Annotated in this window: 24 protein-coding genes; 12 read left to right on the plus strand and 12 right to left on the minus strand. The window is 59.6% G+C overall.

Annotated elements, in window-relative coordinates; translation table 11 throughout:
* The first annotated feature begins 376 nt into the window (after positions 1 to 376).
* Complete coding sequence (sigK, locus tag AC4D16_RS16330; RefSeq protein ID WP_490955749.1) at positions 377 to 949, plus strand: ECF RNA polymerase sigma factor SigK; 573 nt, start codon at positions 377 to 379, stop codon at positions 947 to 949.
* 914 nt (positions 950 to 1,863) lie between these two features.
* On the opposite strand, the gene AC4D16_RS16335 is transcribed toward sigK, so the two are convergent.
* Positions 1,864 to 2,121, minus strand: coding sequence for a hypothetical protein (locus AC4D16_RS16335; RefSeq protein ID WP_490955750.1), 258 nt, complete (start codon positions 2,119 to 2,121; stop codon positions 1,864 to 1,866).
* A 732-nt stretch (positions 2,122 to 2,853) separates the two neighbouring features.
* Here AC4D16_RS16335 and AC4D16_RS16340 point away from each other — a divergent pair.
* The 3 genes from AC4D16_RS16340 to AC4D16_RS16350 all read left to right on the plus strand — a co-directional run bounded on the left by AC4D16_RS16340 (position 2,854) and on the right by AC4D16_RS16350 (position 6,179).
* On the plus strand, positions 2,854 to 4,029 hold the full coding sequence (locus AC4D16_RS16340) for an ATP-binding protein (protein WP_490955751.1): 1,176 nt from the start codon (positions 2,854 to 2,856) through the stop codon (positions 4,027 to 4,029).
* 666 nt (positions 4,030 to 4,695) lie between these two features.
* Positions 4,696 to 5,727 (plus strand): hypothetical protein, encoded by a 1,032-nt coding sequence (locus AC4D16_RS16345; RefSeq protein ID WP_490955752.1) that lies wholly within the window; start codon positions 4,696 to 4,698, stop codon positions 5,725 to 5,727.
* A 56-nt stretch (positions 5,728 to 5,783) separates the two neighbouring features.
* Entirely contained in the window at positions 5,784 to 6,179 is a 396-nt protein-coding gene (locus tag AC4D16_RS16350; RefSeq protein ID WP_490955753.1) for a type II CBASS E2 protein, read from the plus strand.
* Between the two features lie 785 nt (positions 6,180 to 6,964).
* Here the strand turns inward: AC4D16_RS16350 and AC4D16_RS16355 are convergent.
* Genes AC4D16_RS16355 through mobC form a run of 4 tightly spaced genes read right to left on the minus strand, consistent with a single transcriptional unit; the run spans position 6,965 to position 10,863 of the window.
* On the minus strand, positions 6,965 to 8,092 hold the full coding sequence (locus tag AC4D16_RS16355; protein ID WP_490955754.1) for a hypothetical protein: 1,128 nt from the start codon (positions 8,090 to 8,092) through the stop codon (positions 6,965 to 6,967).
* A 57-nt stretch (positions 8,093 to 8,149) separates the two neighbouring features.
* Positions 8,150 to 8,941 carry a hypothetical protein gene (locus AC4D16_RS16360; RefSeq protein WP_490955755.1) on the minus strand — a complete coding sequence of 264 codons (792 nt, stop codon included), beginning with the start codon at positions 8,939 to 8,941 and terminating at the stop codon, positions 8,150 to 8,152.
* A gap of 3 nt (positions 8,942 to 8,944) precedes the next feature.
* The gene (locus tag AC4D16_RS16365; protein ID WP_490955756.1) at positions 8,945 to 10,501 is read right to left on the minus strand and encodes a relaxase/mobilization nuclease domain-containing protein; all 1,557 of its coding nucleotides are present in this window, start codon (positions 10,499 to 10,501) and stop codon (positions 8,945 to 8,947) included.
* A gap of 38 nt (positions 10,502 to 10,539) precedes the next feature.
* Positions 10,540 to 10,863 carry a plasmid mobilization relaxosome protein MobC gene (mobC, locus tag AC4D16_RS16370; protein ID WP_490955757.1) on the minus strand — a complete coding sequence of 108 codons (324 nt, stop codon included), beginning with the start codon at positions 10,861 to 10,863 and terminating at the stop codon, positions 10,540 to 10,542.
* A 533-nt stretch (positions 10,864 to 11,396) separates the two neighbouring features.
* Here mobC and AC4D16_RS16375 point away from each other — a divergent pair.
* From AC4D16_RS16375 to AC4D16_RS16385, 3 genes are all read left to right on the plus strand, one after another.
* Positions 11,397 to 11,618, plus strand: coding sequence for a helix-turn-helix transcriptional regulator (locus AC4D16_RS16375; protein ID WP_490955758.1), 222 nt, complete (start codon positions 11,397 to 11,399; stop codon positions 11,616 to 11,618).
* A 48-nt stretch (positions 11,619 to 11,666) separates the two neighbouring features.
* Positions 11,667 to 11,960, plus strand: a complete 294-nt coding sequence (locus AC4D16_RS16380; protein WP_490955759.1) for a hypothetical protein — start codon at positions 11,667 to 11,669, stop codon at positions 11,958 to 11,960.
* A 141-nt stretch (positions 11,961 to 12,101) separates the two neighbouring features.
* Positions 12,102 to 12,467, plus strand: coding sequence for a hypothetical protein (locus AC4D16_RS16385; RefSeq protein WP_490955760.1), 366 nt, complete (start codon positions 12,102 to 12,104; stop codon positions 12,465 to 12,467).
* Positions 12,468 to 12,677: 210 nt separating this feature from the next.
* On the opposite strand, the gene AC4D16_RS16390 is transcribed toward AC4D16_RS16385, so the two are convergent.
* A complete protein-coding gene (locus AC4D16_RS16390; protein ID WP_490955761.1) occupies positions 12,678 to 12,824 on the minus strand; it encodes a hypothetical protein in 147 nt (48 codons plus the stop codon).
* Between the two features lie 9 nt (positions 12,825 to 12,833).
* Positions 12,834 to 13,439, minus strand: a complete 606-nt coding sequence (locus tag AC4D16_RS16395) for a recombinase family protein (RefSeq protein WP_490955762.1) — start codon at positions 13,437 to 13,439, stop codon at positions 12,834 to 12,836.
* A gap of 141 nt (positions 13,440 to 13,580) precedes the next feature.
* Here AC4D16_RS16395 and AC4D16_RS16400 point away from each other — a divergent pair, with 141 nt between their 5' ends.
* Positions 13,581 to 14,480 (plus strand): SDR family NAD(P)-dependent oxidoreductase, encoded by a 900-nt coding sequence (locus AC4D16_RS16400; protein WP_490955763.1) that lies wholly within the window; start codon positions 13,581 to 13,583, stop codon positions 14,478 to 14,480.
* A gap of 263 nt (positions 14,481 to 14,743) precedes the next feature.
* On the opposite strand, the gene AC4D16_RS16405 is transcribed toward AC4D16_RS16400, so the two are convergent.
* The 3 genes from AC4D16_RS16405 to AC4D16_RS16415 all read right to left on the minus strand — a co-directional run bounded on the left by AC4D16_RS16405 (position 14,744) and on the right by AC4D16_RS16415 (position 16,979).
* A complete protein-coding gene (locus tag AC4D16_RS16405; RefSeq protein ID WP_490955764.1) occupies positions 14,744 to 15,526 on the minus strand; it encodes a hypothetical protein in 783 nt (260 codons plus the stop codon).
* A 99-nt stretch (positions 15,527 to 15,625) separates the two neighbouring features.
* Complete coding sequence (locus tag AC4D16_RS16410) at positions 15,626 to 16,552, minus strand: GIY-YIG nuclease family protein (RefSeq protein WP_490955765.1); 927 nt, start codon at positions 16,550 to 16,552, stop codon at positions 15,626 to 15,628.
* Positions 16,553 to 16,646: 94 nt separating this feature from the next.
* Entirely contained in the window at positions 16,647 to 16,979 is a 333-nt protein-coding gene (locus tag AC4D16_RS16415) for a helix-turn-helix domain-containing protein (protein WP_490955794.1), read from the minus strand.
* A 266-nt stretch (positions 16,980 to 17,245) separates the two neighbouring features.
* Here AC4D16_RS16415 and AC4D16_RS16420 point away from each other — a divergent pair, with 266 nt between their 5' ends.
* From AC4D16_RS16420 to AC4D16_RS16430, 3 genes are all read left to right on the plus strand, one after another.
* Positions 17,246 to 17,905, plus strand: a complete 660-nt coding sequence (locus AC4D16_RS16420) for a uracil-DNA glycosylase (protein ID WP_490955766.1) — start codon at positions 17,246 to 17,248, stop codon at positions 17,903 to 17,905.
* Between the two features lie 163 nt (positions 17,906 to 18,068).
* On the plus strand, positions 18,069 to 18,413 hold the full coding sequence (locus tag AC4D16_RS16425; RefSeq protein WP_490955767.1) for a histone-like nucleoid-structuring protein Lsr2: 345 nt from the start codon (positions 18,069 to 18,071) through the stop codon (positions 18,411 to 18,413).
* A 19-nt stretch (positions 18,414 to 18,432) separates the two neighbouring features.
* Positions 18,433 to 18,966, plus strand: coding sequence for a hypothetical protein (locus tag AC4D16_RS16430; protein ID WP_490955768.1), 534 nt, complete (start codon positions 18,433 to 18,435; stop codon positions 18,964 to 18,966).
* 43 nt (positions 18,967 to 19,009) lie between these two features.
* Here AC4D16_RS16430 and AC4D16_RS16435 read toward each other — a convergent pair whose 3' ends face one another.
* Positions 19,010 to 20,059 (minus strand): LacI family DNA-binding transcriptional regulator, encoded by a 1,050-nt coding sequence (locus tag AC4D16_RS16435; protein WP_490955769.1) that lies wholly within the window; start codon positions 20,057 to 20,059, stop codon positions 19,010 to 19,012.
* A gap of 487 nt (positions 20,060 to 20,546) precedes the next feature.
* Here AC4D16_RS16435 and AC4D16_RS16440 point away from each other — a divergent pair, with 487 nt between their 5' ends.
* On the plus strand, positions 20,547 to 21,503 hold the full coding sequence (locus AC4D16_RS16440; RefSeq protein ID WP_490955770.1) for a DNA-methyltransferase: 957 nt from the start codon (positions 20,547 to 20,549) through the stop codon (positions 21,501 to 21,503).
* Here AC4D16_RS16440 and AC4D16_RS16445 read toward each other — a convergent pair whose 3' ends face one another.
* Positions 21,504 to 22,889, minus strand: coding sequence for an McrC family protein (locus tag AC4D16_RS16445; RefSeq protein WP_490955771.1), 1,386 nt, complete (start codon positions 22,887 to 22,889; stop codon positions 21,504 to 21,506).
* Position 22,890 lies beyond the last annotated feature (1 nt).

Below are 22,890 nucleotides of genomic sequence, written 5' to 3' on the forward strand. Positions count from 1 at the left end.
GAACGCCGTAAAGGCAAACCCAGACCACCCAGGACCAGCGAGGTCATTGGTCGTTCTCGCGGCTCCCGACGTCGATTTGCTTGCGCGTCCCGAGCACCACGAAGGTTCCTCCGACGAAGCTGGCAGCTGAAGATGGAATCGCGTGTATGACCCAGGCGGACCCAGCGCGACGGTGCCCTTCGGCAGGCTACTGAGCAGTGCGCCGGTGCGGGTTAGGCTCACAGCAGGGCGGCATGGTTTTATGGTCGCCCGGACATGTACTTCTCGGTCTCATAGCAGTAGGTGCCTAGTGCTCTCCAGCAGTCCTTCTACCGCTCAGTTGCCCCGCGTCGACCAACGACGGCCACCGCGGGCATCACGCGGAACCGCGCCCGGCGTGACTCGCGCGGACGAGCGTGAGCAGGAGCTCACCGTCGGTGACCTGCTCGCTCGGGTCGCCCACCAGGATCAGCAGGCATTCGATAAGCTGTACCAGCGCTGTTCCTCACGTGTTTTCGGGTTGGTGCGCAGGATCGTCTGGGATGAGCAGATGAGCGCCGAGACGGTTCAGGACGTGTTCCTGACCATCTGGCAGGGCGGCACCGCCCGCTACAACCCGAGCCTGGGCACGGGAATGTCCTGGCTGCTCACGATCGCTCACCGTAAGGCCGTCGACAAGGTCCGGGCGGAAGAGAACCACCGGGTCAGAAACCTCCGCTGGGGCATCAAAAACCAGTCCGTCGATTACGACCAGGTCAGCGAGACAGTCCTCACCCGCGAAGACACCGAAGAGGTCCGCGAGTGCCTCAAGAACCTATCCTCACTGCAACGCGAAGCCATCTACCTCGCCTACTACGACGGCCTCACCTACAACGACGTCGCCGCCCATCTCGGGATCCCCGTCTCGACCGCGAAAACGCGGATCCGCGACGGTATCGCCCGCCTCCGATCAACACTGCAGTCAGCCTGAACTTCGAACAACGGACATGGCACACGGCGCAATGTAACCGCACTCGCGCGACGGATCCTTCGATCACCGCCGCCCGTCATTGAGCACTACCACGCGGCGCTCAAGTCATGTGAACTCGTCACCGCTCAGGACGTGTTAACGCTTTCCTCAGAGGATGCGTACATTCTGTAGTGCCTGGCCCACTACCCATGGGTAAGGGGGACGGGTGAGCTGTGAGACGGCTCATCCACAGTGCCGGTGATCCACCCCTGGATAGAGAAACACCGGCACTGCCCCACCCAGTCAACTGAAGAACCACCCGTTGGCGCAAAGCATAGGCAGCTGCCCAGGACGGGCATCACTGAGTCGCAATGGGCTCGTCATGAAGCCTGCACAACGAGTTCCCAGAAGTATCTAAACATGACGGATCGCATGGCCCCAAAAACAGTTGGTGAGCGCCGCTCCCCGCCGAGTCGGATCTTCACCTCGATCGGGTGGGGTGGCAGGTTACCCACAGGTGGACGGCTTTGAGCTCTACCCTTCGGGCTCCACCCGCCCACAGATGGATGACCTAGCGCGGCACGGCTGGCTTCAGCCTCTCTCCCTGTTACCACCATTAGTTCTATTGACCCTCAACGAGGTTCTGTCTTGTCGTGCAGGACCAGGCTTATCGGAGGCTGTGCACATCCACCGCTTGCTCAAGGTGAGTATCCCGTGACGGCGACGGTGGTGGGTGTGTGCAGGTGGCCTGTTGGTTCGTGCTGTCCAGATGTGTGCGGGACAAGCAGCGAAGCGTGGGGAGCTTGTGCCGTACACATGTGGTCAGGAGGCGCATCAACCACTCCATCGCCGTCGATCAGCCTCGACGCCTAGGTCGGAGCGTCTCAAGTGGCCCGAAGCCGATCTGACCCGCTCGAGGATCCTTTGCTGGGAATCTACTCGGCAGGATCGTCCGGTGAGTTGTTTTGGTTCCGTGCCTTCCGCCGGCCAAGCCACTGCTCCCTGTAGGCATCGGTCTTAGCTGCCTCCGCGTTTCCTGCTGCAACGCCGTTATCCAAGGGGAGGAAGTAGAGCACTGCCAATATGGCGAGGGCCCCTAGTGCTTGCCCTAAGCCAGCGAAGAAGTACACGGCCCCGCTGATACCCAGGATCGCGATGACTGCCAGCCAGATTGGGATCCCTTTCATCTTCATGGGTTCAGTATCTCGGCAAGAAGGGAAATATGCCTCCTGGGCAGGATCTCGCGCCCGTAAGCCGGTCGTTTTCCGTTAATACAGCCGATTTCGGAAATCGACAGGGTCGTTTGGCCCCACTGTGGTGGAGAGCGGGCGATTGACCGGAACGATGAAAATGGGCGCAAGGGTGCCTGATACGTGCGTCTTCCCGTCCGGGAGGTGTCGCGTTGAGGTACACTCCAACGCAACTACGCAGAACAGGCGTGATCGCGTTGCAGTGAGGTCGTTGTGAAACCAGCGCAACGAGTTCCCAGGACGGTCTAGACATGACGCATCGCACGGGTCTCAGGGACAGCTTGTGAGCCCCGCTCGCCAGCCGAGTCGGACCCCCGACGAATCGCCGATAACCGACGTTATGTCAAGTTGAGTTGACGAATGCCCCTGCTCTCCGTTGACCGAGCCTCGCGGCGGAGCTCGTCGTCTCTGCAGCCGGTTCCAGATCATTCGGCGGAAAGCAGCTCCGACAAAGAATCGTCTAAGTCGTCTAATCCCTTGTCGACGCCTCGGAAGGGCGGTCACGGCGCCTGGCACGCAGGAGGTGGTCCGTGGCAACGAGCTTCTCGGAACGGCCCACGGCCAGGTCAACACTAGTGAGTACACGAGGGAACCGCTGTAGGACAAACTACAGTGTTATAGCTCCCTATGTGTCCGTATATGATTTTCCGTAGAGTCAGCCTTACACTACTAGCTATGGAACCAGCGCTGAACCCATACAACCCAGGCTCAGGGCTTCAACCTCCCTTTCTTGCCGGACGGGAGAGGGAAATAGAAGCTTTTGATCTACTCCTCGCCCGGACCCGTGCTGGCTACCAAAGCCGCGGCATGATCCTTAGTGGCCTACGAGGTGTAGGTAAGACCGTCCTGCTCAACAAGCTTCGTGGGATGGCCCGCCATCATGAATGGCTCGAGATCAAGCTAGAGGGCCGTCCAGGGCCGGCCGGAGCATCTGACATCCGCCAAACACTCGTGCGCGAGCTTCAAAGGGCCGCTCGTAAGTACACTCCGATGTCAGCCGCGTCAGATCAGATCAACCAGTTCCTGCGCACCATCACTTCCCTCAGCGTTGGAGTGGGAGTCGAGGGCCTCTCCCTGGGAGTCGACCGCGACCCCACTCGCGCCGGAACGGGGCAGATCGACATTGATCTCCGCGACCTGGTCGAGGACGTATCCGGAGCTATGCGGTCACTAAGACGAGGGTTCATCATCTTCATTGATGAGATGCAAGATTTAGACGACGCCCTCCTGTCGGCACTCGTCTCTGCTCAGCACCATGCCGGCCAGGAAGAGTTGCCCTTCTACATCGTGGGCGCAGGCCTCCCTAATCTCCCGGCACGTCTCGCAGACGCCAGAAGCTACGCGGAACGCTTGTTTGACTACCGCACCATAGGTACCTTGCGGAACAACGAGGCAGAGGACTGCTTCCAGATTCCGGCCGGGAGGACGGGACAGCACTACGAGACCGATGCTTTATCTATCCTGGTAGAAGTCTCAGGACGGTACCCCTACTTCATTCAAGAGTTTGGTAGCGCGATGTGGGAAGTCGCCGAACAGTCGCCCTTCACGAGATCCGATGCACAAAGCGCTTCCGAACTGGGCCTTCGGCGCCTCGACTCCGGGTTCTTTCCGTCACGTTGGGACCGGGCGACACCACGCGAACGAGACTACTTATCCGCGATGGCTGTGGACAAGGGAGAAGACTCTGCAACTGCGGCTGTTGCCGAGCGGATGGGCGTCAGCGTCCAAAGCATGGGTCCGACCAGAGCCCAGCTCATATCCAAGGGTCTCGTGTACTCCCCGGAGCACGGCAAGATCGCCTTCACGGTGCCGGGGATGGCCGCCTATATTGACCGAAATCGAGATTCCTGAAACAGGATCTCCACACACCAGCATCCTTGCCAGTCTCCATCAGCCTCGGTTGACCCAACACTGTCAGCTCTGTAATCCACCATGTTCGCGCTGAGGCGGCCCTGGTACTGGGCGACGGAATTGAGCTCTAACCAAAATGTCGGTGTAGCTAATTACAATGCTGCAACTACCACAGGTAGTAGGTCTTCCCATCGCAAACCACAAGATGTAGTGTTTGGAGTAGGTGGGCAAGCTGTTGCAGAACTACTCGTTTCAATGCTCTTCACCTGAAGCAGCAAGACCCCGAGCCGCCAATGCGGTGAGGGCATTGGCAGAGCGGGGTCAAGTGTCTTTGGTCGGACAACAAGACCTTAGAGGTTTAGGGGGCTCCAGCGCGAGTTGGAGACCTCGAGATCTTCGAAAAACTCTGCCTTCCTTTCAGAACGAGTGGAGGAATGGTACGGAGAAGTCATCCTCATCGTCGAAGCCCTCGAAGGGCGTCCTGTCCAGAGCTGGACGTATCTTGGCTACCAATGCTTCTAGCAAGGGCGCCACAACCAAGGCAGGTTCGACGCTGGGGAAGGGTTGAGCTGAGGTGCTGCGATGTAATCGCAGCACCTCAGCTCAGCACGACTTCGCGGACCACATCCCACTCTTATCGCCCTTCAGAGGCGGGTTGGAGTGAGCATGACTACCGTAATAGAGATCCTTGAGGACGTACGTGAGCAGATAGAGGCTGGTGATGCCGCCCTCCACGAAGCTCGCTCACGTCTGGCTTTCACCCGCTCAGCGGCGGAGAAGTTTTATGGCGCCCTGCGGTCATACCGCAGCGGCTCGCTTGCTGCGCACACGATGAATGACCCGGTTACCGATGGCGATGGAGGCTTGGTCCTCAATCGGAATTTCTACCCTGGACTCGGACCGGAGGGAACGAATGATGAGGAGCCCTCAGACATCGTCCAGCAGCTCTGCGACCATCTCGGACCGCTCATCCGAGAGCAGTACCCTCACGCCGTAGTCGCCAAGTCGAAGCGCGGACCGAAAATACACTTCCACTCCCCTCTAGACGATGGCTCCGATCCGACCGTCGATATAGTTCTCGCGCTGACCCGTAAGGCCGGCAGCGGGATCTGGATTCCGAACCTGGAAACCGACGCATGGGACGCATCCGATCCCGAGGGGCACATCGATCTGTTCAACGATGCCCCCACCGCGTACCGTTCCACCAGGCGGAGAATTATGCGGCTCGCAAAAGCCTGGAACAAGCAGTATGCCAACCCAGGAGCATCATCATTCGAGATATCGGTCTGGTGCTACGAGTTCGTCACTCCTGGGGCTGGCATAGCTAACGGTTTGTTGGCAGTGTTCGAAGGAGCCGCTGATCGCCTCGAGGCCAAGCAACCAACCCCTGACCCCGCTGGCGTCTCGGACGATCTCCGCCTCCTGATCGATTCGACGACCATGGCAGCGCGACTACGTAAGGCGGCCAGGAATCTACGCGATGCATTGGACAGCTCAGAACAGGACGACATTGAGGCCGCTATGAGCCTGCTGTTCTGGAAGTACGTGGAAGCATCTGCCACGTCCGAGCTGAGAGCGATGGTGGCATCGCTGCGCTCCCCCAAGCCGGTCGCAGCTTCTAGGATCGGTATCCCGGTGGCCGCGACGACAGCAGCCTCAAGTCTCGCACGATCATATGGGAGGAGCATCTCTCGATGAGGTCGAGGTGGAACCCTCCTCCTTGGTTCGCAAAACCAGCTCCACGCATTCAATTCATGCGGGAACTGAGCGGGGTGGAGGACGTATGCCTGCTGAAGGACAAGAACGCTCCAGGAGGCTTCAGTGTCAGTTTCAACCTCCAACCAACCGGCCTTCCTCAACGTTCTGTGACCGTTTCGTTCTCCCGAGGATCACCAGCATCGCCAAGGGTGCATGTAAATGGGCCAGAAGACTCCCCCCACCGATATGAAGACGGCTCCCTCTGTATGTGGCACCCCGACGATCGAAGGGAGATGCGTTGGGTGCCAGCTGATGGGGCTGCGGAACTAACCGTAAGAATCGGCGTCCACCTTATAAAGGAGGAGTGGTATCGCCACACAGGTGAATGGATAGGACCTGAGGAGAAGCACGGACCTCGAGACGAAGCCAACGATCCAGAAGTGAGCCAATAGATGGTAGCTCCTCCGATTCCCGTAGAATCCGCTTCATCCTGGATTGAAGGAGACGGTTTCGCGACGATACTTGCTGCACTCGTCGGCGCCCTAGTAGTTGTTATTGGCTATTTTCTACAACAACGAGCGGTCCGGCGAGACAAGCGTGTGGGGATTTACAGTGAGTCCATCCGCGCTGTTGAGGATTATCTCGAGGCCCCCTTTCTAATTCGACGACGGCAGGGTTCCGCAGAAACCCAACAGCAACTAACTACTCACATCAGTGGTATCCAGTCACGGATCGCTTACTATCGAGCGCAGCTTAAGATCCACGCGCCCGCACCCATCGCTCGAACCTACGATAAATTCGTGGAAGCTGCACGTAGCGAGGCAGGCCCCGCGATGACCGAGGCATGGAAAATGAAACCGATACGGAACGGGAAAAACGTTCCTCTTGGAGTGAGATTTAGTCGACAGAAGAGCGACGCTGCTCTCGCTGAAGTAATTGATCTGATGCGTAAGGACGTGACATCGCGCTTTCGGCAACGGGAGACATAGCAAATCCGATGTTCAGGTTGCACTGCGGTTTCGGCAAGACCCGAGCGAACATGATGCGGCCAGCGCTACGAGCGGCCCTACCCAGATTGATACGTTCTCTGCATACCGACCGACATAAACCCATGCGGCGATCTTCTCGTTTCAGGCGTATGGCCCCATCTGCAGGGTAGGATATTCCGTCCGTCGTTACCTCTTCGGACACCACTTTCTCCTCTTGCTAGTCGATTATGTTAGCCATCAAATCTGGCTCAAAATGATAAGTGGCGAGCCAGTTTGAGTGCAGACACGACACGTCTCACTAGCTTATTCCCACCACGTTTCGGAATAATCGGTTCCTTCAATCTGCGAAGTTCCTCTTCCGACTTCACAAGCCTGCCGCGCACATTCGCCGCAGCAGGTATACGCACGCTGGCCCCAGGGAACCACTTGGGCAGTAACCATCGAGTTCTATTGTGAGTAGTTTGCATGCAGAACAGAAAAATGCCCAACGGAAGTAGAATGAGTAGTCCCACAAAAAACAGGAAATTCTTAGGGGACGCAAAGTAGGCAATTATCGAGACAATCAGGTAAAAAACCGTCAAGAAAGTAACTGACATATATTTTTCAACTCTGTCGATTCCGTGCCAGCTTATACCGACGTATACAAACAGACCCTGCTGAGAAGCTATCAAAATCAGGAAAAAGACAAGTGTTCCCCACTGCCAGTACCACTCCAATTCTAGTTGCGAAGAGATGATCGCCCCGATTAGAAACGAAAGCAGCGTAACGGGCAGCGAGTTTACGACGATTAAGGCAACGATCGCACCCGTTTTTCTCTGTACTACTTGAGGCAATCGGTGCCGTCGATAGTGACTGATTCGACGGCGAGCTATCTCCATCCTCACTCCCACATTATCTTGGTCAATCCTCAAGATCCTGCCCGTGGCATCCGCAGAAATAAAGCAGTTCACTGCAGTTATCGTGAGTGCGACACAAATATAGGGAAGTGAAAGGCTTCCATCAATGAGAGATTCTATGACGACCAGTACCAACAACGTGCAACTTACAACCGGACCGAATAACGATAGAATCGCGAGATTTTGACGATGGTTCCATTCCGCCGCCGATGCAGACGGTTTAGCATAGCCCGTCTGCGCCATAACCTGCAGTGCAATCGTCGCGGTGGTTATAGCTGCGAGAGCACCAAGAACCTCGGCTGGCTCGAACGGCAGAACTACTCGATCTGCCCATGCGAGGTCTTGCAGAGTCGGGGTAGCGTAAGAGTGGATGATGAGTGGAATAGATACACCCAAACCGAGGGTAATGATTTGTGCGAAAGATATCGAACTCGCGCTAGACGACCGGAAAAGCTTGCGAAAGCGTGTCGAAAGTTTCATTAGCGAATCCTCGCTATTCCGGCAAGATAAGCAAGTCCCTTATTCACCATAACTCACTCACCTTTCCACGCCTTCGGTACGACCAAAGCCCTGGTTCCTTGTGAGTGCTGGTTCAGACGACTCCTGTCGGCGTCCTGCACGCTTTCCCGGCTTCACTTTCACTGCCGCTGAGGGCTGAGTCCCGTTACTGACGTCGGCTGCGAGGACGGCGGCGACTCCTTCGCGTTCGACGCCGGTTGTACCGACCCGCTCCATGAGGAAGTCCGCGAGCCTCGCTCTGCGGTCCCCTGAGTCCCAGAGATCCTCGGCGTTCACGGCGGCGTTCTGCGTGTCGACGTCGTTCTGCAGGTCGCCGGTGACAACAGCGGCCGACTCCAGTTCCGCGGCCGCGTGGTCGCGCTCGGCCTCACGCTTGGTCGCTGCCGCTCCGAGTTCCGGCTCGACGTCGCTGGTCACTTCGGCTGTCTGACCCTTGAGGTATTCCTCCGGGGTCACTTCGTACCGCGTGAGGATCTCGTCGCGGATGTGTTCGCGGGACAGCCGCGCCATGTCGTCGAACGGTTCCCACTGCTGCGCCAGGCCGTACTGGGCGGCGATGTCCTCGGGCTTCGCGCTCTCCCAGAATTGCGGCTGATGAACGGCGCCGAGCTGCGTGCGCATCACGGCTCGTTCGGCCTCGAAGCGCTCCTGCAGCTGCTTGCGTTGGGCTTCTTCTGCGCGCAGCATCTCCTCATTGCGCTCGGCTCGCTGACGGGCGAGGACCTCACCCAGCCGCCCGGCGACGGCCATCGCTGCTTGCAGCTGCGGACGGAACAGTCCCTCTGCCCCGTCGGGTGTGTCGTGGTTCATCTGCTATCTCCCTATCCCCTGATCCGGTGTGTGCAGGTCGGTCTCGTACTCCGCTGTCTCACGCGCGACGCGCTGCGGGACTCGCTGCGGTGGTGTGGCTTCGGTGAGGTTCGGCACTGGCTTCCGCTCAGCTCCAGCCGGGGTGCCGGCGGCATACTCGAGCGCGGGCAGGCGTGGCTCTGCGACGTCGGGCAATGGCGCTCCGACGATGCTCAGGTGCTGGCGCACGGTGTCGTTGAGTAGCCGCGCTTCACGGAGCTCCTTGTTGCTCGCCTGCATGTCGTGCAGGAGGCGGATGGTGCGCAGCATCTGCTGCATGATGAGCGTCTGCGCGACCGGCGACGGCGCGGACGTGGCTGCGAGGAGGAACGCTGTCGTGCCGGCCATCCGCAGCGGCGTGCGCACCGGCTCACTGATCGTGACACCCGACCGGTGCGCGGACCTCGCCAGGACGCGTGAGGCGTGCGCCAGAGGACCCGGCTCGGACTCCGTGGCCTTCGACCAGGCCCCGAACACACCGGATACTTCACGGGCGACGTGAGCCCACGTCTGGTGATCGCCGGGGGCCACTGACGACATGATTCGGCGGGCGTTGGCCATGTCCAGTGCGAGCTTCCGCGCGGCGACCTCGTCGACGGCGTGACCGCCGATCATCGACACGCGCGGACCCCGCGTCATGTCCGCGGCGTCACGGTTCACGATCCGCTGGTGGCGCTTAGCTGCCCACCATTCCTCGGCTGCTTCCTGGGAAGCTTCCGGGGTGTCCGTCCACGCTGTGCGCAGCGCCGGCAGGGTGAGGTCCTTTGCGAGCTTCCCCCCGCCGAACCACACCGGGTCCATCCCCGCCGGCGGTCGCTCTGCCACGGAGTAGCCGGTGACGACGGCTCGGCCGCCGTCAGCGAAACGGGCGTTCACGAGAAGCTCCTGGCGACGGAGCCGGCGCACGAACTCCCCCTCGGTGGTCGAGGCCATCGCGCTCGAGCGAACCGTACGCTCCAGGCGGTGTCGAGCCGGTTCCCGCGTGTTGCCGGTTCCGCGATCGACGAGTTGCTCCGCCGGCTTCAGACCCCTCTCGGAGTGCTGGCCGAGCTCGATGAGCCCGAACTGCTTCTCGAGGTTCCGGGCCGCTGCCTGCGCCTTCGGGAAGTCCGACCAATCGCTCCACTTCGTGCCGTCCTCACGGACGCGGGAGGCCACGATGTGAATGTGATCGTTTCCCGCAACGCTCGTTCCGTGGTGGACCGCGACCCACTGGCAGGGTGCTTTGCCGCTGCTGTCGGTGAACCCCATGTCGTCCATGAACGTCTCGACCATGTCCGCCCATTCGCGGTCACTGACCGGCCGCTCGTCGTCGCGTAGCGACAAGGAGCAATGCCAGACGTGCTGGTCCATGTCGACGTCGTTGATCCGCTTGTTCAAGTCGATCTCGCTCGCGACCCGCACCGCGGACTGGTCGTTGAGCTCGGCGTCGTCGAACCAGGACATGATGACCGGGCTGCCTGCGACCAGGTGCGGGTCGGTGTGCTCGTTCCGCTTGCCGGGGCCGACGAGGTATTTCATCAGACCGACGGTCCGGGATCCCTTCGTGATGTTCGGGATCACGGCTTCAGCTCGTACATCTTCGCTTCGATCTGACGCATCAGCTGACGCGCTTCCTGCACGGCAGCCAGCGCCTCGTTCTTGACTTCGCCGGTGGCATTGGCGTGACGCGCCAACTGGTTCACGTTGTTCGCTGCCGTTCCGATGAGCCGGCGAATCGCCAACAACGTGACGACCTCCTGTTTCCGCACCGTCAGCACGGCCGGGTCACCGGAACCCAGAGCGGCGTCGACGAGGATCGCGGACGGCGACAAACCTGTCTGCGCCTCGAGCTGCAGCAGCTGCGCGCGCTCCATCTCCGACATCGAGACCCGCACGTACACGGTCTTACCTTCGATGCGCTTGCGCCGGGAAGACCACACGTGCCGCCTGGCGGCACGACCTGACGTCTCCCCTGGGGACGACGCAGAGCTCTCAGCGGGCTCCTGCTCGCCTCCTTCGCTCACGGCTCCCCCGCCCTTGATCCTCAGGCCCAGCGCAGCGCCCCTCCAACGGAGGCCCCACACCCCAAGTGTGTCACCGCCAAGCCGCAGGCGCCAGCGGTCTAAGCGTTTATGGCACATAAACATATAGCTTGCTTCGCAGGTGGTTGAGAACGTACTCGCACGGGGGTGTGTGCCGGGTGGGCTGTTCAGGCTCTCGGAAGACGCTTCGCGTCTGGATTGATCCTCACGGCTGCGCCGTTCCGTTTCGGCTTGTGAATGTACTGTCCGCCCTTCTCTTGGCAAGGCTCCGAGGACGGCTTTCGCGGCATATCCTCGCTCCGCTCCGGTATTCCACGGTCCGACCTCTCCACCTTGCCAATTCACTTCGCGGCCAAGTGTTGACGGCGTTGCCGAAAGGAACGGGGGCAAGGATGAAAGCGGGACTCCAGGTGGGAGTGATAGTGGCGGCGAGGGACGTGGCTGCGTTGTACGGAGTAACAACCCAAGAGCTGGCCGAGTGGCGGCGGGAGGGCATCGGTCCGCCCTACTTCGTGCTCGGACGGAACACCGTGAGATACGACTCCGACGACGTCACCGACTGGTTCAACGACCCTGCGAACGCATACCTTCATGACTACCCTGCCGGCTACTAACAGGGTTCCCGCGTTCCTTTCGTCCGACTCCCAGATTAAGGTGAAGCCATGACTACACTCGACCTCGAAACAACCAGGAACCAGGCACGCAAGCTCCTCGACTCACGCCTTGAATCCGTCGCGGATCTGACCATTACGCGTCAGCGCGTGGAAGAACTTCGCGAGCAGCTCGCGGAGGCCGAACGTGAAGACAAGAAGGCATACGTCCGCGCCACCAAGGACGGCTGGAGTGAAGACGAACTGAAAAAGCTCGGACTCGAATCCGGCGGAGTAGCGAAGCGCCGCACCCGGCGCTCATCGAGCCCTCACAGCTCCAGTGCATCTTCAACCGCTGAAGGCTGAGCGAATACATTGCCACACGTCGTACGTGTCGAGCTCGTCGGGGGCAGCCCCTGGGACTTGGTCCTTCCAGCCATCGCAATCGTGATCTCCCTTCTTGGTGTCGGGCTGACTTTTTGGTTCCGACACACTGACAACGCTCGTGTGGAGCTGAAAGTCAACGCAGCCGTTATCGGAACCGAGCCACCGGGCTACTACTACGTGGTGACTGCAACCAACCGAGGTCGAGTGGGAACTGCTGTTGTGGAGTCCGTTGCTCTCACCGCTGAGGGTCTCGACGGCCAACTGGTGTCCCTGAGATGGCAGCCCTTTGAAACAGTCCTTCCGTGGACACTGGGGCCCGGATCCTCAGAATCTAGATACTTCGAGATGGAGTTCGTCAAAAAAGAGCTTGCCGAGAGACAACTGGGCATCGAGAACCTGCGGGCTATTGCGAGCACAGGACACGGTGAAGTCAGGTCGAGGACGATGGCGGCGAATCAACGCCGATTCCGTAAGCGTCGGAAGTAGTCCTCACAGCGTTCGAAGCAACTAGATCCTGTCACCCCTGGCGACCTAGCAAAGGCCATGCGCGACGTCGATACAAAGCTCGGGCGGTTGATGTCTTGATCCAGAAGAGGCCGTAGCCGTCGCCGGATACTGCCCCGGTCTAAAGCCAGCGGCCATGCGCGCGGGGTCCCTTGATGACCTTGGACCAGAACCTCTCGTCTTCACCCCTAATCACCAGGCGCTCCGCCACCTGAGCTCGAGCTTGTTGAAGGCGAAGAAGCACACCCCTCGCCCCACCAGCGGGTGGGTCGGAGCGAGAATGATCCACCCGAGCAGTGACACGGCGAGGAACGCTGCGAGGAAGAAGAAGATGAACATGCTGTGCGCCTAGGACGTGGATAGTGTCGGCTCAGTCGGTGGTGCTTTGAGCAGTGCCCGGTACAGCGTGGTCCGGTCGACGTTGAGTCGCTGTGCGACCTCGGTCTTGTTCATGTTCGCGTCGATGAGCGCCCTGGCCTCGGCCAGCAGCTCGTCAGTGAGTTTGCGCGGCCGGCCCTTGTAAACGCCTCGGGCCTTAGCAGCCTCGATGCCGTCAGCCTGACGCTCCCGGATAATCAATCGTTCGAGCTGCGCGAAGGACGCCATGATGTTCAGCTGGAACTCCGCGAACGGATCCGCGGTCCCCGGTGTGAAGGTCACGCGCTCTGCGACGAACTCGACAGAGACGCCCTTGGCCGTCAGCTCCCCCACTATCTGATTGAGGTCGATCACCGACCGGGCAAGCCTGTCCATGGAAGACACCACGACGGTGTCACCGTTGCGGACGTACTTGATCATCTCTGCCAGCTCAGCGCGGCCGACGCGCCGCGCGCCTGATTGCTTTTCCTCGAACATGCGATCGACAGCGCCGATGATGGCGAGCTGCCGGGCAAGATTCTGATCCAGGGTTGAGACGCGCGCGTACCCGATCCGCTGAATCTTGTGTTGCGTCATGTCTAGACCCTCGCATGATCCTGTTGCAAAAGCCAGGAATGGACCCTAGATCCACGCAGAATAGGTACTTCTGCGCAGTTGCGTTTGGGTGTACCCCAATGCAACAGTCAGAGGTTGGGTGCTGTGGCTAGCATGAGAGTCATGTCGCCCAAGCACCTGAATGCAGCTCTTTCCGCCGTGAGCATTGCAGCTGCAGCCGTCGGCAAGAAAGTCACGAGCTCTCGCGGGGCGACCAGTCAGGGAGCATTCGTTGGTCGCACTGCCGTCATAACCGGTGCCGCTTCCGGTATCGGTCTTGCTCTCGCCGAGCAGATGGCGGCACAGGGTGCACATGTCGTCCTCGCCGATATCGACGCCGACACCGCTGGAGCGCGCGCCTTGGCGCTCAGCACCCAAGGGATGAAGGCCACTGCAGCGGCCCTCGATGTCACAGACCGCAACGCCGTCAAGGACCTCCTGCAGCAGGTAGCCACGGCGAACAACGCACTGGACTTCGTCTTCAACAACGCCGGCATCGGAGGAACCCTCCCCTTCCAGGAAGCAACGCCACAGCAGTGGGACCGCATCCTGTCCCTCAACCTCCGCAGCGTCATCGACGGAACCGACCTCGCCTACAGCATCATGCGAAAACAAGGCCATGGACACATCGTCAACACGGCCTCCATCTCCGGACTCGTACCTGTCCCCTTGCAGACCCTCTACAACACGACCAAATTCGCGGTCGTCGGCCTGTCCACGACTCTCCGACCAGAAGCTGCAGCACACGGGGTGCACATCAGTGTCGTATGTCCCGGCCAAGTTGCCACCGCTATCTGGGGCACACCGATCCTGGGCGCGAAAAACCCGGCCGCCGTCGCGCCAGCGCAAGCGGTCAGCGCAGACCGGGCCGCGCGAACTATCCTGCACGGCGTACAACGGAACCGGCCGATCATCACATTCCCTGCACCAGCCCAAGCCCTCGCTCTCGGCTACCGCCACCTCCCCGCACTAAGTAACCGCTGGCTCAACGCCGAGTACAGGCGTCGAACGGGCTCTTCCTAAAGCAACCCAACGAACGTTGCCTGGGGTGTACCCAAACGCAACGTTCGAAGCGATGGCCGCAACTTACTCCAAGCCCGGCGTTCGAGTCGGGACTGGTGTCTAGACGACGAACGAACTGGTTGTTTGGTCGAACATCAAAAACTGGTTCAGAACTGTCCCGTGCTCGAGCCGATTCAAGAGCCTCAGGTCAGTGCGGGAAGCCCCGAACCGATCGGCCACAGCCATTTTGGATGAAGTTCCCCTAGCTATCCAGATCATCAGCGCTAAAAGCTTCTAAGCGTAGGTGCATAATTATTCCCATCTTCGGATGCACTGACGAGACTGAGGACCTTCAGCATGTCTTCTTTGAGAGTTTTCTGGTTTATTAGGAAGCGGTTACGCCCTGCCCCATCAGGCCCCACTGGTTCCGCCACCCAGTGCTTTTTTGCAGGCTTCCACCACGGCTTTCGTTTACTATTGCTCAGGGAGTTATACTTGCCCTCGACCCTTGAACCTTTCGGATTATCTGCTACCGGAAACCACTCCGCATTCATCCAGCGATTATCGTCTACTTCGACCCACATGATGAGGAACCAGGCAAGCTTCGGATCGGAGGTTTTGAAGGCAACAGTCACGGTCTCCCCAGCTTGCATCTGCCAAGGGTAACCGTAGATTTCGTCTCGATGTAGTGATCCTTTTACGACGCTCCAGCCAAAAATCTGTAACGGTGAACCAGATGTCTGCCCAATCTTCAGTACTTCTAAATGCATCGAGCCAGGATTTAAGGTGCCTGTGGCCCACCCTTCGACTTGCCATAAAACTGCTTTAATTCGCCGCTTGTCCTTCAAAAACTCGTAGACCGCGAGGGCGATAGCGATTAGAGAGATGAGTGCGGCTATACCTGCGATGCCGTCCCACATCGGCGAGCCAAGGACCTTTGGGACCCACCGGAAACTCAGAATGCTTCCGAACCACTCACCGAGAGCGATCAGCCATGAGAGGTCAGGCGGCTGCTTGTACGGGGCTAGAGAACCGAAGGAGAATCGCATGTCATCATCTAAGTCCATGAACGCCGGAAGCCGCACTTGCCTGTCGAGGGCACTCGACCCAACACCTATGACAGCGCCCATTGAAGTACGTGGTGTCGTCGCACCTTAGCTCAATCATCAGGCAGACTGCTCATCTGGCCAGACGATTTGTTCGCCGATCGCTGAGAGGAACGCAGCGTATTCCTCGGGGCTCAAGCTGCCTGCCACAGCGGTTCGTCCAATGTAATCTCGGCGCGTCCATAAGAACACACGACCTGATGGGTGCGAGACCGAGTAAATTGTCATATCCATGCTTGCGAGGTGAGCTACGAGGTCTAGTCGCGACGTAGCCCCCGGCAGGGCCACCAAATCGGCAATTTCTTTGCGGGCGGACTCCCAATTCTCGTATGACATGGGGACGGCGAGCGAGGCATGTTCGCGGACACGAGGGTTGCTACCTGTGAGCATGTACTTTAGAGGGCTCATTTCGCCGCCGCCGATACGATTCAAGCAAAACCTTTGATTGGCTGCCCGCTCGGTTCGTTCCTCCACCGCATAGGGACTGCGGCTGCGGGCTGCAAATATCCGGGTGTTATCAAGCGCCCGGAACTCATCGACGGGAAAGATGGACTCGTAGGGGCTTCCCCATAAGAGGCGGTCGAAGCTTTTCCGCGCGCTCCAGTGCTGTCTGATGCGTTTCCGTATGTTCTCTGACTGGCCGATGTAAAACTGCTTGTAGTCGTCAAAGACCATGATGTAGGCGCCTGCCTTTTCGTCCCACTCCTGCAGAGACTCGATGGGTTTGAAGGTTCGGCCTTTGACTAGGGCGTGCTGCAACGCCTGCTCGAACTCAATTGGATCGAGTGAGGTGAAGTAAGTCATCGACAGATCAAAGTTCACTAGGGCTCGGTCGCGCTGTACTAGCAGGTACACGTCCGAGTGTTCTGTGTGGTCCTCGTCGCGGTAGGCCCATGCAGTCCCCAGCCACAGGTCTTCAGGCATATCCTCGCGGTACAGCTTCTGGTGCGGCGATCGGTTGGGGTACGCGTAAAGCTCGCGGGTCATGCGGTGGCCGAACTTTGACTTCCGCAATGTCTGCCCGAAGTGGGTGGGCGCCGGCGTACGTGTCACGCTCTCAAGCCAAACCTAGTGCGTAGCTTCACGGGGCGCTGTCCCTGTTCGCCGGCAAGGCGACGGTCAGGTCAGCAGCTTCCTGCTTGAGCTGCTGAGGCGTTAGGTGAAGGACGAGAGCTATGGCGACCAGACGTTGGCTACTGGGACGGACCAGCCCACGTTCAATTCTTGAGATTGAGACAGCGCCACCCTTGGCGTATCCGGCCCGCGCGGCAAGCTCGTCCTGGGTTATTACAGGCGATTGGGCCTGCCGATGCTTGCGAATCACCATACCCATGGCTTCGGCACTGAAGTCAGTCATTGGCTCTCCCGCATTGGGGCTCTCCGTCGGTAGTGTGCTGGTTCCATCACCGTACATACGGTAGGTGACCGACAACTACATCATTGCCGTAAGGGGTGTTCTTCTCGGTTTAGCTACGAGTACGAACCGTTTGGACGCGCAACAGGGCCCTGCAAAATGATCCACCACGTGATCTCGCCTGAGCGACACGCTTATCGACGGGCTCAGTGCTGACCAAACCGTCTAAGGACAGCACAGAAAGCTAGTTAGCCATTCAACGCTTAGACGGCGAGGTGGTGCTGCACGCAAAGCCGATCGAGGTGCCGCCGGATAGAGTCGCAAGCGTGACCAGAAGGATGAAGGACCCCGCATTTCGCAGATCGATGGCGCTGGGTGTCCACTTGCCCTTCATCACCGCCATCAACACGCTTGTCGAGGACCTCCGCGAGGATGAGCCGCCTGTCGGCCGCGGTTGGGTGCCTTACGTCGCTCCTCTGCACGGTGGCAGCGAAGCTCCCGTGCTGAGTGTGCTCCGCGACCCCGGTCCGATGACGAGTGAGGTCAGGGGCTCGGGAATGCTGAGCGTCGAGAACGACGACGACACGGCTGCGCTTCTATGCGAGCTGCTCGAGAACGCGGGCTTAACTCCGAAGGACATTACGCTCTGGAACGCCTACCCCTGGTACCGCCATGACCAGAGCTCGGGCCTCACTAGTCGCCAGGTCACCGAGGGCGTCGATCCACTCCGGCGGTTGATCGCTCTCATGCCGGACCTGAAAGTCGTGCTGCTCCAGGGAGCCGAGGCTCAGCTGCTCTGGAAACGGTTCAGTAGGAAGTACCCTGACACCGCAGGCCGCTTAGCAGCGGTTGAGTCGTACCACCCAGGGCGGAGCGCCCTTCGACATCCGGATCCGGCAGTGCGGCACGTGCGCGAGAATCGTCGGGTCGAAGCCTTCCGGGAGGTTGCGGCTGTTCTGGCCGGTGCGCTTCCTACCGAACAATAGGCTCGACGAGATTACTTCACCTCATGCACTAGATGATCCTTCTGCGGAACGCTCCGAGCGCGATTGAACTAGCTGTTCCTGAACAGGGCGCGATTCGATTCGGTCACGTAATTCCCGATATGGTGGTCACATGGGGATAGACAACCGACAGTAGGAGTGAACAATGGCGCAGCGTGTGCAAGTTGAATTGGTGGACGATCTCAACGGCGAGACAGCAGACGAAACAGTTCGTTTCGGACTCGACGGTACCGAATACGAAATCGACCTCACCACCGAGAACGCCTCGAAGCTGCGCTCCGCCATCTCCGAGTACGTGGAGAAGGGCCGGAAGGCCAGCACCGGACGACGCAGCCAGGGCACCTCGAAAGCTGGCGGCACTGCAAGCCGTTCAAAGCGCGAAGACACCCAGCAAATCCGCGCCTGGGCGCAGGAGAACGGCTACAACCCCAGCTCAAGGGGCCGGATCAACCAAACCATCATCGACGCATACAACGAAGCCCAGAAGTAAGGAACAGCGGAACCCTTCCATGGAGGAGCGGAAACGACTGGAACCACTCCTGCGCCCCGATGAGACCCTGCACTGGACGGGCTGGCCCGACCCGAAGGTCCTCTTCTCCCCCGCCGACCTTTTCCTCATCCCATTCAGCCTGCTCTGGGGTGGATTCGCATTGTTCTGGGAATACCAAGTCATCACGTCAGGCGCCCAGCCCGTCTTCATCCTCTTCGGGATCCCGTTCATCCTCACGGGCTACATGATCATCGGCCGCTTCATCTTCAAGAGCCGGCGCAAACGCTCCACCGTGTACGGGCTCACCGAGAGCCGGGCCATCGTGTCCACCGGCGACCGCTCCTACCAAGACGCCCCCATCCAGGGCGTATCCGTCAGCACTAAACACGCGCGGAACAACACCCACGCCACAGTGACCTTCGGCAGCAACCGCTACACCATGTACCAGAACACCGGGATGGGAATCCTCGGTGCCGGACAGGACCAGGGCATCGGATTCTTCGACGTACCAAACCCCGACAAGCTCACCCGCACCCTCAACGCCCTACGCTGAAGCTCTTCGATGGTGCTTGTAGGTATAGGGTTTAGAGGCGGCATCACTTGGAATCCGCGGGGCGCGATTTTCTATTTTCAGACGGTACCGCAGTACTCTGCCGCACCACGAGACTAGTTGCTAATTCAATGCGACGATCATTTGACCGTTCACCGCTGCGTAATCGCAGCACCATCCTTGCCGCTTCTTCTGCCATCTGCATAAGCGGTTGATGAACGGTAGTCAAAGCTGGACTTGTCCACTGAGCAAGTTGTAAGTCGTCGTAGCCAACAATCGAAAGATCTTCGGGGACCCGAAGCCCGATCTGTCGGGCCGCGTCGAGAACACCCAGCGCCTGAAGGTCGCCGCCCGCAAAGATAGCAGTCGGTGGGTGAGGGCTGCGCAGCAATGCGGAGGCGTGAACGCGTCCTCCCTCAACGTGAAAATCACCGTACCGGATGAATTCTGTGTCGATGGGGAGAGCTGCCATGTTCATTGCGGAGCGGTATCCATCAATACGCGCGAGGGAACACATCATGTTCTTGGGGCCACTAATCGCTGCGATTCGCTTGTGCCCGAGGTCGATCAGATGCCGGGTTGCCATCATGCCACCGGCCCAGTTAGCGGAGCCAACGGAGGGGACGTCGGGTGCCGGATCACCCGCAGGATTGATGATGACGAACGGGATGTCTCGTACGTCGAGCTTCCTACGGAAGCTCAAAGGTAAGTCTGAGAAGACAAGTACCACGCCTGCTGGTCGCCTCGACAGCACTCCTTCGATCCATTCAGGTCCTGGAGCGTGGCCCGTACCAGTTTCCGTGAGAACGACACTCATACCGTGCTCCCGCGCAACATGTTCCACACCACGGATGAGCTCAAGCGCCCACGCGCTTTCTAGTTCTTGGAAAACCAGCTCGATAAGAACTGCTTGCTCGGCTGACTTTTGACGGGGACGGTAGCCATGTTCTTCCAAAAGGGCATTAACTTTTGCCCGCGTTTTTGGTGAAACACCGCCGCGACCGTTGAGCACCTTGGATGTCACCGGGAGCGAAACGCCTGCCGCCGCCGCAAGCTGAGCGAGGGTAACGCGCGGTTCTCCCTCCGGAATCGACATGCCCATCAGCCTACCGCCGCACAGGGCACGGTTCGGGTGGGCTAAATACCTCCTCAGGTCTTTCCGTCTTGCTCTGTCCTCAAGGATTACTGCGGTTCTCGCTTCGACACCGCGCCCTTTAGAGCCCTCTACGACACGGCAGCCAGCTAGTAGCGTCGACGCGCACGACGAAGCTCAGAAGCAGCAGGCGAGATAGCCCGGGTAGGCCGGACTCGACGACCGGGCGCTTGACGCGTAACGTGGGAGGCGTGGTCTAACCTCCCTACTCGGGGGCCTTCGCTACTGCTACTGGGAGCTCACTTTCCGCATGACATCGATTCCAGATCCATCTGCACTCAATCGTGAAGTCGCCAACGCGCCTCATCTGGGTTCGGTATCCATCTCCAGTCTTAAGTCTTGGGAGGCGGAGCTAGCGCCCGCGACCAGCTCGGTTGTCACAGGTGACGCTCGCGAGACCGGTCTTGAGCATGATTCTGGGGACGTCGTTGTGACCTCTCCCCCGTACTGGCAGAAGCGAGACTACGGGCATGTGGATCAGATTGGGCTCGAGAGCACCCCGCAGGCTTACGTCTCTTCGATCATGGATTGTTTGACGGAGTGGAAGCGGGTGCTGCGGCCGACCGGTTCGGTCTTCCTGAATGTCGGGGATACGTACAACAAACGCTCCTTGGTGGGCATCCCTGGTCGGATTGAAGCAGCGGCCGTCGACGCCGGGTGGCTCGTACGTAACCGCATCATCTGGGCCAAGGAATCTGGGATGCCGGACCCTGTGAAGAACCGACTCGCCAACAGACACGAGTACATCCTTCACCTGGCACCGAAACAGTCCTACTACTACGACCTCGTCGGTTACTCCGAAGCGATGGGTAACGGAGCCAACCCGGGAGATGTCTGGAACATCAACCCGGAGCGGAATATGGGCAAGCACTTGGCGCCGTTCCCTCGGGAGCTGGTGCGTCGCTCACTGCTTCTCGGGTGCCCGCCTCAGGTGTGTGCGACCTGCGGCACACCGCGCCGGCGGGTGGTGGAGCGCACTGACCAGCTCGACCCGTCACGGCCTCAGGCAGCGCGAGCGATGGAACTGGCGAAGCAGCACAAGTTGACGCCTGCCCACATCGCCGCGATCCAGGCGACAGGTGTTTCGGACGCGGGTAAGGCTCTGAGTGTGCAGACGGGCACGGGACGCAATGCCGTCGCGGTGCAGAAGCTGGCGGCCGAAGCGAAGAATGTCCTCGGGGGGTATTTCAGGGAGTTCACCTTCGCGAAGAAGGTCACGACAGGGTGGACTGACTGCGGTCACAGGACGCCGAGCCGTGGCGTGGTGCTGGATCCTTTCGTGGGCACTGGCACGACTCTTCGAATCGCGAACGAGTTCGGCCTGGATGCTGTCGGGGTGGATCTCATACCGATGCTCGATGCGCCTGACATCACCTCTGCTAAGTAACTACTGCGACCTTCCTAGGAGGCGTTGCACCGCTGAGCCGAAGGCTTGCGCTTCGCGGTCCATATCTGTCGCTGCGAGGTCGTAGTGGTACTGGAAGACAGTGATGGGCCCGAGGTTACCGACCGGTTGCATACCTGACAGCCGGGCTCCACTCACCGGGTAGACCAGGATGACGTATCTCGCTCCGTACCTGAGCCCGTAGGTTGCGACTTGCTCAACATCGGCTCGTGATGGCATGTCGCCACTGGGGACCTTGTTCTTCACATCCGCGACGATAGGAGCGGTTCCCTTTGTTCGCAGCACAATGTCGGGCGTCATTTTCGATGTGGTGGCAGTGACTCCTCTGGGCGGTTGGTGGTCCGGCGCCAGGGCTCTTTCCTCAGCCGTTGTCTCGCTGTAGAGCGCGACGCTTCCGTCCTTAAGGTTGCCGTCGAGTACTTCTGCTTCCCATCCGCGCTCCTCGGCGTGACGCTGCAATCGGACGCGGACGTATCGTTCGAAGACGTCGCCCATGTTGACGAGCAAGGAAGTCTGCAGCACTGTTGCCCCTGGCTCCTCGAGCAACAGGCCCTCTTTCCGGAGAATTCTTAGGGCGATACTGAGCGCAGGTGCGTAGTAGGCACGGGGCCCCGGCAGCGGAGTAAAACCCTGCATGACGTCATTGTGCAGGTAGTCGCGTCCGCGATCGTCGGTGACTTCAGTGAACATGTGAAGAGCGGTGTTAATTCGGCGGACTCGCTCCCGGTATCCGGGTTTTCCTCGAAGCATTGGGCTCGAGTACTCGCGTGCGAGCTCGAGGAGCGCCGATTTGAGACACCGGTTCTCCGGAGTGTCGACGGTCCGCTCGAACCATGAGAACCGGGCGCGGTGGTTGATCCCTCGGACGGCCAGGGCTGTGATCGTCTCACCAATATTGATGCGGCCGCGGGGCATGGACGATTCATCGGTCCTGCGCTCATAGGCTCGTAGCATCCCGTTCTCGCGGATTGCGAAGACCGCCTCGACGAGTGCATCTGACAGCAGATCCCTCATCCAACGATGGGATTCTGCAGACACCCCATACGTGCGCATAGCGACCAGAGGTTCCGGGTCATAGCCAGCGGCCCTGACCATTGCGGTGAGGTTCGTCAACGGAGTCCGAGGCTCAATGTGAACCACACATCGGTTGTTGATCGGCACGACTCCTACGTACTGGCCAGCCTGCAACCGGAAGGAACCCGCCTTGATCGTGACGGTGACCAGGGCCCGACGCAGCACATCCTCATACACGTTCAATGACTTGTCGTCATTGAGGATCAACCCCGCTGGCACGGTTCTGGACTCGAACTCACGCAGCTTCAGGACCGCGAAAGAGTCCGCTCCCTCGACCTGTTCGTCAGGCGACATT

This window comes from Arthrobacter sp. TJ-236 (genome assembly GCF_058269235.1).

What these genes read in the sequence shown, in the direction of transcription:
- AC4D16_RS16335 (WP_490955750.1), bottom strand. Translation starts at nt 2,121, where the DNA reads ATGAAGATGAAAGGGATCCCAATCTGGCTGGCAGTCATCGCGATCCTG.
- AC4D16_RS16340 (WP_490955751.1), top strand. Translation starts at nt 2,854, where the DNA reads ATGGAACCAGCGCTGAACCCATACAACCCAGGCTCAGGGCTTCAACCT.
- AC4D16_RS16345 (WP_490955752.1), top strand. Translation starts at nt 4,696, where the DNA reads ATGACTACCGTAATAGAGATCCTTGAGGACGTACGTGAGCAGATAGAG.
- AC4D16_RS16350 (WP_490955753.1), top strand. Translation starts at nt 5,784, where the DNA reads ATGCGGGAACTGAGCGGGGTGGAGGACGTATGCCTGCTGAAGGACAAG.
- AC4D16_RS16355 (WP_490955754.1), bottom strand. Translation starts at nt 8,092, where the DNA reads ATGAAACTTTCGACACGCTTTCGCAAGCTTTTCCGGTCGTCTAGCGCG.
- AC4D16_RS16360 (WP_490955755.1), bottom strand. Translation starts at nt 8,941, where the DNA reads ATGAACCACGACACACCCGACGGGGCAGAGGGACTGTTCCGTCCGCAG.
- AC4D16_RS16365 (WP_490955756.1), bottom strand. Translation starts at nt 10,501, where the DNA reads ATGAAATACCTCGTCGGCCCCGGCAAGCGGAACGAGCACACCGACCCG.
- AC4D16_RS16375 (WP_490955758.1), top strand. Translation starts at nt 11,397, where the DNA reads ATGAAAGCGGGACTCCAGGTGGGAGTGATAGTGGCGGCGAGGGACGTG.
- AC4D16_RS16380 (WP_490955759.1), top strand. Translation starts at nt 11,667, where the DNA reads ATGACTACACTCGACCTCGAAACAACCAGGAACCAGGCACGCAAGCTC.
- AC4D16_RS16390 (WP_490955761.1), bottom strand. Translation starts at nt 12,824, where the DNA reads ATGTTCATCTTCTTCTTCCTCGCAGCGTTCCTCGCCGTGTCACTGCTC.
- AC4D16_RS16395 (WP_490955762.1), bottom strand. Translation starts at nt 13,439, where the DNA reads ATGACGCAACACAAGATTCAGCGGATCGGGTACGCGCGCGTCTCAACC.
- AC4D16_RS16400 (WP_490955763.1), top strand. Translation starts at nt 13,581, where the DNA reads ATGTCGCCCAAGCACCTGAATGCAGCTCTTTCCGCCGTGAGCATTGCA.
- AC4D16_RS16405 (WP_490955764.1), bottom strand. Translation starts at nt 15,526, where the DNA reads ATGGACTTAGATGATGACATGCGATTCTCCTTCGGTTCTCTAGCCCCG.
- AC4D16_RS16410 (WP_490955765.1), bottom strand. Translation starts at nt 16,552, where the DNA reads ATGACCCGCGAGCTTTACGCGTACCCCAACCGATCGCCGCACCAGAAG.
- AC4D16_RS16415 (WP_490955794.1), bottom strand. Translation starts at nt 16,979, where the DNA reads ATGTACGGTGATGGAACCAGCACACTACCGACGGAGAGCCCCAATGCG.
- AC4D16_RS16425 (WP_490955767.1), top strand. Translation starts at nt 18,069, where the DNA reads ATGGCGCAGCGTGTGCAAGTTGAATTGGTGGACGATCTCAACGGCGAG.
- AC4D16_RS16430 (WP_490955768.1), top strand. Translation starts at nt 18,433, where the DNA reads ATGGAGGAGCGGAAACGACTGGAACCACTCCTGCGCCCCGATGAGACC.
- AC4D16_RS16435 (WP_490955769.1), bottom strand. Translation starts at nt 20,059, where the DNA reads ATGTCGATTCCGGAGGGAGAACCGCGCGTTACCCTCGCTCAGCTTGCG.
- AC4D16_RS16445 (WP_490955771.1), bottom strand. Translation starts at nt 22,889, where the DNA reads ATGTCGCCTGACGAACAGGTCGAGGGAGCGGACTCTTTCGCGGTCCTG.